Here is an 8,112-nt window from a genome sequence, read left to right on the forward strand (position 1 = left end):
GAGCGGGGGGTGTTTGAAGACCTGGTGCATGACCTGCGGGAAACCCTACGGCTGTTGCAGGGTCGAGCAGCTCAACCCAGCGCCGCCATCTATGATGCACGAACCTTGCAATCCAGCCCCGAGAGCGGGGAGCGGGCAGGCTACGATGGGGCCAAGCGCCGTAAAGGCAGCAAGGTGCACATGGCGGTGGATACCCTGGGTCATCTGCTGGCCCTGCTGGTTACCCCTGCCAACGAGCAGGAACGCAGCCAGGTGGGGGAGCTCTCCCAGGCGGTGCAAGCTGTTACCAACCAGCGGGTCGAAATCGCATACGTAGATCAGGGCTATACAGGCTCGGAGGCGGAGCAGGCGGCTGCGCAGGAAGGGATAGCGCTGTGTGTGGTCAAGCTGGAGGAAGCCAAAAGGGGCTTCGTGTTGCTTCCCCGGCGTTGGGTAGTTGAGCGCAGCTTTGCCTGGATGGCTCGTTTTCGTCGGCTGGCGCGTGACTACGAACGACTTACCGAAACGCTGAAGGGTTTTCACTGGCTGGCCTTCTCGATTCTGTTATTACCGAAAGTTCTTGATGGTTTACGATCGGCTTCTTAGCAGACTCTAGGACGTTGGTGGCCAGGAGGAACCGTCCCAGGCCCCGCCTCGCCCGCTCCAGCTTCCCCTCGTCCACCTCCAAGCGGGCCAGGAGGCGGTAACTCACCGAGAGGGGCGCCTCCCCCTTCCGGGGACGCCCCACCCGTCCCCGGCGCCGCTCTTCCTGTACCCCCAGGTAGACCAGGCGGTGGTAGGGCAGCCTCCCGCCCGCCTCCTCCAGGGCCCGCCGGGCGTCCGCCTCGCAGGCGAACCTTCGGGAAAGGAGCCTCCCCAGGGCCTTCTCAGCCTCCCCCTCCGCCCGCGCCACCCGCCGCCGGAGGCCCTCTTCCTCCTCCCGGGCCCGGGCCTCGCTCTCCACCAACAGCCAGCGCTGCCTCACCCCCCGTAGTCCGCCTCCACCTCCAGCCCCCGGTACCCCGGGAGCAGAGGGGTCCAAGCTCCTCGCGGAAACTCCCCTTCCAGCAGGGCCCGGGCCTCCTTAAGGGTAGCGGGCACCCGCAGAATCCAGGAGAACCCCTCCAGGGCCCGGAGGTTCTCCCGGCTGTACCCCGCCCCGTCCAGCACCACCACCGCCCCCAGGTCCAGGGCCTGGCGGTAGCGGGCTAATAGAGGCACCAGGGCCTCCCGATCCGACTGGTTGCCGTCCCCGGGGGCGAAGAGCAGGGGAATCCCCCCGGTGTCGGCGCAGACCAGGTTCATCACCCACTGCTTGAGGTCGGGCCGGTGGTCCCGGCTGTAGCCGTAGGTGACGCGGATGGCCCCCACCTCTTCCCCCAGGCCCTCGTACCGCCCGTGGACGTGGAAGCTGGTGGAGTCCACGTGCAGAGCCTGTATGGGAAAGGGAAAGGCCTGGCGGGCCTCCCTGGCCACCTCCAGGAACACCTCGGTGACCCCGGCGGCGTAGAGGGTGTCCAGCATCCGGCCCATGCGGTCGTCGTTGAGGAGGTCGGGGGTGATGCCGGGACCCAGGAGGTGCTCGGTGGGCTTGCCCTGGAAGAAGTGGCCGAAGAGGTAGAGGGGGGAGGCGACGAAGCCCAAGGCGTTCAAGATGGCGGCCTTGAGGGCCATCCCGGTGGAGACCTTTTCCCCGGGCCTAGGGCCCACGAGGCGGTCCACGGTCTCCACCAACCGGATTCTGTCCAGCACGCTGGCCACCAGGCCCAGGTGGCCCAGGTCGTAGACCTGTAGGTTGGGTGGGGTTTCCATCCCAAAATCCTAAGGCATGGGGGGAGGGGTGCGGAATGTCGGTTTTGAACAACGCGCAAAAGTATGCCCCCAAAGCAGCCGTGCAGGTCGAGCTCGGCCACTCCGACGACCGGCAGTTTGCCATTCTGAGCGTGCAGGACGAAGGGCCGGGTATGCCCCCGGAGGTGTTGCAGCGGGCTATCGAGCCCTTCTACCGCGCCCCCGGAACCCGTGTGCCGGGCAACGGACTGGGCCTGAGCGTGGCTGCCCAGGTAGCCCAGGTACACGGCGGTCGGCTGGTATTGAGAAACCTCGAGCCCCACGGCCTCGCAGCTGAGCTGTGGATTCGGGTTCAATCGGCCTGATCGAGCGGGAACTTCACCTCGAAAACCGCCCCGCCTTCGGGTCGGTTGTGGGCCCCCACGGTTCCTCTGTGCAACTCCACCAGGGTTTTGACGATGGAAAGCCCCAGGCCGCTGCCGCCGGTGGCCCTCGAGCGCGAGGCTTCGGCCCGGTAAAAGCGGTCAAACACCTTGTTTAGCGCTTCTGCCGGAATGCCGGGGCCGCTGTCCTGCACCCGCAGGTAGGCCTGGGTGGTGTCTGAGGTGACTTCCAGGGCAATCTTCCCTCCCGCTGGCGTATGTTCCAGGGCGTTGGAGAGCAGGTTCCCGATCACCTGAGCCAGGCGGTCGGGGTCGGCCTGTATCGGGATGGCCCGACCGGGTAGCTTCAGCTCGAGCTCGACTTGTCGGGCCTTTAGCGCAGCCCGAAAGGTGGCAGCCATCCGGCCCACCAACTCGACCAGGTTCATAGGTTGCAATGTCAGGTTGAGCCGCCCCGCGTCGGCCAGCGAGAGGGTGCGCAGGTCTTCGACCAGGCGCGAGAGCAGGGCGGCCTGGTGGTGCAGGCGGTCAATCTCGCCCATCTCCAGGGGCATTACCCCATCCTGGATGGCCTCCAGGCGGCCCTGCATCACCGTCAGGGGGGTGCGCAGCTCGTGGGCAATATCGGCAATCATGGCCCGTCGCTCGGCCTCGAGTTGCTCCAAAGCCTCGGCCATGCGATTGAAGTTACGGGCCAGCCGGGCCGCCTCGTCCTCGCCTCGAGGGGTGACGATACGGGCGGCGAAATCGCCCTGAGCCAGGCGGCTGGCCGCGTCGGAAATAGCCTCGATGGGTCGGGCGATGCGCCGGGCAAAGACCAGCGCCAGCAACACCCCCAGCCCGGTGGCGGCCAGGCCGGCAATCAGCAGATTTTGCTGCAAACGGGCCTCCAGGCTGGGTCGGCGCAGACGGGGCGGGGCTTGTAGCCGAACCGGCCGTGCATCGGGGCTGTCCAGGGCAGTGATCCAGAAAATTGGGTTGGGGTTGTCGGGGTTATCCGAGGGGCGCATCTGTACCCGTATTGCGCGGCCCTCTGCCAGCATCTGCCGCAGCTCGGGGGTCAGGCTCAGGCTGGGCGGGCGCTCCTCGTTGCGCCGCAAAAAGTCCCGCACCTCAGGGGGCAGCTCTCGAAAGGTTCGCTCCCGCTGGAAGGTGTTGAGGGCCACCGTCAAAAGGCTGGTGGTAATAGCCACCAGGGCCATCAGCAGGCTCAGGCGTACTTCAATGCGATGGAAAAGGTGCATACAAACAGTAGGAGACTGCAACAATCAAGCCTCGACCCACAAGCGATACCCCACCCCCCGCACGGTTTCCAGAAGCCCCGCACCGCCAGCGGCCTCGAGCTTCTTACGCAGGTTTTTGAGGTGCACGTCCACCACCCGCTCCAGCGCGTCGGAGTCGGGCAGGGCCGCCTCGAGCAGTTCGGCGCGGGAAAAGGCCTTGCCGGGGGTGCGGGCCAGGGTTTCCAGCAGGCGAAACTCGCTGAGGGTGAGCTCGAGGCGCAACCCCTCCAGGCGGGCCACCACCTTCTCGCTATCTATTTCCAGCGGCCCCACCCGCAGGATGCCTTTGGGCGCCTCGGCCAGCACTGCCCGGCGCAGCACCGCCTTGACCCGGGCCACCACCTCGCGGGGGCTAAAGGGCTTGGTTATGTAATCGTCGGCGCCCAGCTCCAGACCCAGCAGCTTGTCCAGGTCCTCGGTACGGGCCGTCACCAGAATCACCGGGGTGTTGCCGTGGTTGCGGATGCGGCGCAGCACCTCGAGGCCATCCATCTCCGGCAGCATGATGTCCAGCAGCACCAGGTCGGGCTGTGCTGCCCAAACCAGGTTCAAGGCCTGAGGGCCATCGGAGGCCCGCTCGGTGCGGAACCCCTCCCGGCGCAGGTAGCCCTCGAGGATTTCGGCAATCTCCGGCTCGTCTTCCACCACCAGTACCAATGCCACCCCATTTAGTGTATCGGTAGTGGACAGTTCCATGACAGCACCTTCGCTCATCTTCATGAAGGGGCGGAGTGGGTTGTGTGAAGCTGGCATGTAGAGCAGATTGCACAAATACCCTGGTGCTTGCACCAGTACAGCGGCCGGAGCGGTTATCGGAAAAAACCTGGTAATCCCCGAAACTGTACAGGACTCGTTTTTTGCCGCCAATCCTGGCGGCAAAAAATAAAGTGAAACGCGATAGGAGCCATCGGCACAATCCCCAGCAAAAGTAACCGTCGGCTGACCAGCCCTGTTGCATCCTCTGGCCCATGGACAAAGGAGGCCAGATGTGGAAGAAGCCGAAAATTCGTAACCACCGTTTCATGCTCCCTAGTGTAGTTCTTATACAACCTACCCTCCGGGTAAGATAACCCAATGACAGGCTGGTTTCGGGTACTGCTGGTCGTGGTGTTGTCGGCCTCGGCCTGGGCCAAAGGCGTAGTACTGCCGTTCTCGGGGCCAGGAGGCCATTCCATTGCACAGGCGGTAGCGGGGGGGCTGGGGGTGGCGCCGCCTTCGCTGGCTGCTATCTTGTTGCCGGACATGCCCTGGCAGGGCAGCTACGACCTGGCGGCAGGTTCGCTGAGCACGGCCGGGGGTGCGCGGCTGGCTCGAGAAATTAGCGGCGCTACCTGGCTTTTGGTGGGTGCAATAGACCGGCAGGGTTGGGTGCGGGTGTTTCTGGCCGACGAGCGCGGCATTCGCAAAGCACGCTTCAGCCGGCCCGAACTGGCGATGTACTGGACGGCGGCGCAGGTGGGAGTAAAAGCGGGAGGGTGGAAGCTCGAGCCCGTACGGGAAAACGACCTGGCACGGCTGTCCCAAGGCGACCTGGGCGTGCAAGGCAGCCCCCTGCCCATTCCCTACTACCGGGCGGCGGTGGCCCTGCGCGACGATGGGGTGGCCTCGCTGTTGATTACCGAGCAACTGCCCAGAGACCTGCACGATTTCTGGAACCGGGTGCGGCAGAACCAACCACCCCTGGCCTATCAGGCCCTGGTAGATTTTTCCGAGCGCCGCCGGGTGGAGGCTTTGAGCGCGGCCCGCAAACTGGCCGAAGGCAAGGTCTACGAGCGACTCACCGCCCTGCTGTTGTTTCGGGGTTTGGAGGATCCGCAGTGGGCTGCGCTGGCCCGTAACCTGACCGAGACGGCCCCCGAGATGCCTTTGGCCTGGGAGGAACTGAGCTTCGCGGCCTTCGACGAGAACAAAGCAGAATTGGCCAAAACCGCCTTGGAACGAGCGGCGGCGCTACTGCCTGAGAAAAACCTCTACTGGACCAACCTGGGCTGGGCCCATTATCTGTTGGGTGACTACGCCCGCTCGGTGAGCGCATCGCTGCGCTCGCTGAAGCTGGAGGCGCAGGTCCGCGAGGAATACGCTGTTCCGGCTTACAACCTGGGGCTGGTGCGGGCGCTCTACGGCGACCATCTGGGTGCCCGGGAAGCCTACAACCTGGCGCTACGGGTGGATGAGGGCCAGGAATTTCAGGCCGCCCTGAAGGATTTGCAGGAGGCGGGCCAGCCCCGGCTGGAATTCTGGAAGGGCTATCTGGCCGAGCGCGCCGGTTTGAATGAGCGGGCCCGGAGCCACTACCAGCGCTTCGTGCAGAACAACCCCCAAAGCCCGTTGGTGGCCTGGGCCCAACGGGCGGTGGCGCAAATGCAGCAGGCCAAAGTGGAGGTTTCGCTAGAGCGCCTGATGTTGCGGGCGGATGACCTCGAGGCCCGTCCCTTTGGGGCGGGCGAGGCGGTTTTTCCCCAGGTCCGAATCGAGGGTTTTCCCTATCTCGCCTCGGGAACCCTGGTGACCCGTTTGCTGGATGCCCAGGGTCAGGTGCTGCAAAGTGCCAACAAGGCGGTGGCGGCTCGCCCCCTGACTACCGGTATCGTGCAGACCGGGGCGGCGGTGCGCCTGCCGCGCGAAGGTACCTACACCCTCGAGGTGCTCTACGGTTCGGCCAAGGCCCGTCTCGAGCTCACCGCAGGCAAGCCCAGCCTGACCCGCCAGCTTTACACGGCCGGCATCGTACTACGCAACCTGAGCAACGCACCCCTGCTAAGCGGCGCGCAGATGCTCTCGCCGGAGGGTGAGGCCCTGGCGATTCAGCAAGTCCAGGCCGCCTTGCACGAGGTGGCCCCCCGGGCTCAGCAAATCCCCAACCTGAGCCGCAAACTCACCAGCGGCCCCTACAGCGGCAACAGCATCGCCGAGCTCTTGCAAAAGGCCGACGAGGCCCTGGTGTGGGCTTTCCTCGAGGCGGTGGTGGGCCAGCCCGACCTGATTGGGGATGGGGATGTGGTCAACGGCTTCATCGGTTGGCTTTCGCCAGCCCCTCGCTAAAAGGTTGTTTTGTAGCAGGAACGATACATGTTCTTGGAGGTCTTGGTTGATTTTGGAAGAGCTCTTGCGGGGTATGTCGTGAGCCCAGAACTGGCTGCGGTCACGTTTGCGCTGCTCTCGGCGGTTTCCTGGGGCGCAGGCGATTTCAGCGGGGGGGTGGCCTCCCGCAGGCTCAACCCCTACCTAATTGCCCTGCTGGTGCACGCCACGGGGCTGCTGCTTTTTACGCTCTTGGCTTTGCTGCGTGCAGAGGTGTTTCAACCCCAGGATATCCCCTGGAGCATCGCCGCTGGGTTGGCGGGATGTGTGGGCCTGGTGTTTTTGTACCGGGCCTTCCAGTTTGGGCAGATGGGCCTGGCTGCGCCCATCGCGGGGGTGGTGGGGGCCGCCCTGGCTGCTTTGGTGGGGGTTTTCCTCGAGGGTCTGCCGGCGCCCTTGCAACAGATGGGCTTTGCGGTGGGCTTGCTGGGGGTCTGGCTTGCGGCCCGCCCCGAAGGGGCCACCGGCCCTTCCCAGGGGCTCTTCTACGCTTTTCTGGCCGGGCTGGGTTTTGGCGGTTACTTTGCCCTCATTCACCAGGTGGAGGGTTTGTTCTGGCCCTCGGCCCTGGCCAAGCTGGTGGCAACCACCCTGATGCTCGGGCTGGTCTGGCGGATGGGCTTGCTGCGCCGGGAGACCGGGCTTTCCGCTACCCTGGGGCTGGTGGGTCTGGCCGGTCTGCTCGATGCTGGGGGGAATGTGCTTTTTTTGGTGGCAGCCCAGGCGGGTCGGCTGGATGTGGCTGCGGTAATTTCCTCGCTGTATCCGGCCTTTACGGCCCTCCTGGCCTGGGGCTTGCTGCGTGAGCGCTTGAGCCAGGGCCAGACCCTGGGGGTGCTGCTTTCGCTGGTGGCCATTGCCCTGATTGCCTCGGGCTGATGGGTGGTTGGGTCTTGGGGCTTCAGCTTTCGACCCCAGGCCGGTAGGCTGTTGCTATGCGTCTGATTACGGTGTTTGGTTCGTCCAGGGTACAGCCGGGTACACCCGCTTTTGCCGAGGCCCACGCCTGGGGTCTGGCCATTGCCCAGGCCGGTTTTGGCGTGGCTACCGGCGGCTACAACGGGGCTATGGAGGCCGTCTCGCAGGGCGCCAAGGAGGGCGGGGGGCTGGTGGTGGGCATCACCGCGCCCAGCCTCTTCCCCCAGCGCGACGGGCCCAACCTGCACGTGGATCTGGAGCTGCCCTCCTCCTCACTGCTCACCCGCATCGAGCGGCTCATTGACGTGGGCATGGCCTGTCTGGCCCTGCCGGGCGGGGTGGGTACCCTGGCCGAGATACTGGCGGCCTGGAACCTGAACCATATTGCCCAGCTACACGGCAAGCCCCAAAAGCCGCTGGGGGTGCATGTGGGGTGGCTCGAGGTCCTACGGCCCGGCCTCGAGGTCACTCCCCAAAACCTGCAACTGCTCACCCCCATCCACTCGCTGCAAAGCCTGCAGGCGTTTCTGAAGCGACTGTCTAATACCAGATTCGGTTAGTTCGTCACCGTTCGGTGACGAACTAACCCGACCAAAGGGATACGCTTTCTTCGCCGAGCGCAGCGAGGGGTGTGCTCTAGGATTCAAAAAGATAGCCTCTTAGCGCTTTTTGTTTGA

Annotated in this window: 7 protein-coding genes and 1 pseudogene; 5 read left to right on the plus strand and 3 right to left on the minus strand. The window is 64.9% G+C overall.

The genetic code is table 11. The features are described 5' to 3' along the window. Positions 1-585: IS5 family transposase (locus tag ABWU19_RS13705; RefSeq protein ID WP_435902224.1), on the plus strand; the 585-nt coding region annotated here is incomplete at its 5' end. Here the strand turns inward: ABWU19_RS13705 and ABWU19_RS13710 are convergent. After that, positions 575-1,791, minus strand: a pseudogene (locus ABWU19_RS13710) (IS1634 family transposase); the annotation flags it as partial. The gene ABWU19_RS13705 and the pseudogene ABWU19_RS13710 sit on opposite strands and share 11 nt — an antisense overlap. 35 nt (positions 1,792-1,826) lie before the next feature. Here ABWU19_RS13710 and ABWU19_RS13715 point away from each other — a divergent pair. Continuing rightward, positions 1,827-2,135 (plus strand): ATP-binding protein, encoded by a 309-nt coding sequence (locus ABWU19_RS13715; protein ID WP_027878095.1) that lies wholly within the window; start codon positions 1,827-1,829, stop codon positions 2,133-2,135. On the opposite strand, the gene ABWU19_RS13720 is transcribed toward ABWU19_RS13715, so the two are convergent. Continuing rightward, positions 2,123-3,397, minus strand: coding sequence for a sensor histidine kinase (locus tag ABWU19_RS13720; RefSeq protein WP_435902225.1), 1,275 nt, complete (start codon positions 3,395-3,397; stop codon positions 2,123-2,125). The genes ABWU19_RS13715 and ABWU19_RS13720 overlap by 13 nt on opposite strands. A 24-nt stretch (positions 3,398-3,421) precedes the next feature. Beyond that, the gene (locus tag ABWU19_RS13725) at positions 3,422-4,132 is read right to left on the minus strand and encodes a response regulator (RefSeq protein WP_435902226.1); all 711 of its coding nucleotides are present in this window, start codon (positions 4,130-4,132) and stop codon (positions 3,422-3,424) included. A gap of 378 nt (positions 4,133-4,510) precedes the next feature. Here ABWU19_RS13725 and ABWU19_RS13730 point away from each other — a divergent pair, with 378 nt between their 5' ends. From ABWU19_RS13730 to ABWU19_RS13740, 3 genes are all read left to right on the plus strand, one after another. Next, on the plus strand, positions 4,511-6,478 hold the full coding sequence (locus ABWU19_RS13730) for a tetratricopeptide repeat protein (RefSeq protein WP_435902227.1): 1,968 nt from the start codon (positions 4,511-4,513) through the stop codon (positions 6,476-6,478). A 78-nt stretch (positions 6,479-6,556) separates the two neighbouring features. Then, positions 6,557-7,396, plus strand: a complete 840-nt coding sequence (locus ABWU19_RS13735) for a DMT family transporter (protein WP_027878099.1) — start codon at positions 6,557-6,559, stop codon at positions 7,394-7,396. A gap of 56 nt (positions 7,397-7,452) precedes the next feature. Continuing rightward, complete coding sequence (locus ABWU19_RS13740; RefSeq protein ID WP_435902228.1) at positions 7,453-7,995, plus strand: LOG family protein; 543 nt, start codon at positions 7,453-7,455, stop codon at positions 7,993-7,995. The last annotated feature ends 117 nt before the right edge of the window (positions 7,996-8,112 follow it).

The organism is Meiothermus cerbereus (assembly GCF_051297115.1).
GTDB lineage: Bacteria > Deinococcota > Deinococci > Deinococcales > Thermaceae > Meiothermus > Meiothermus cerbereus_A.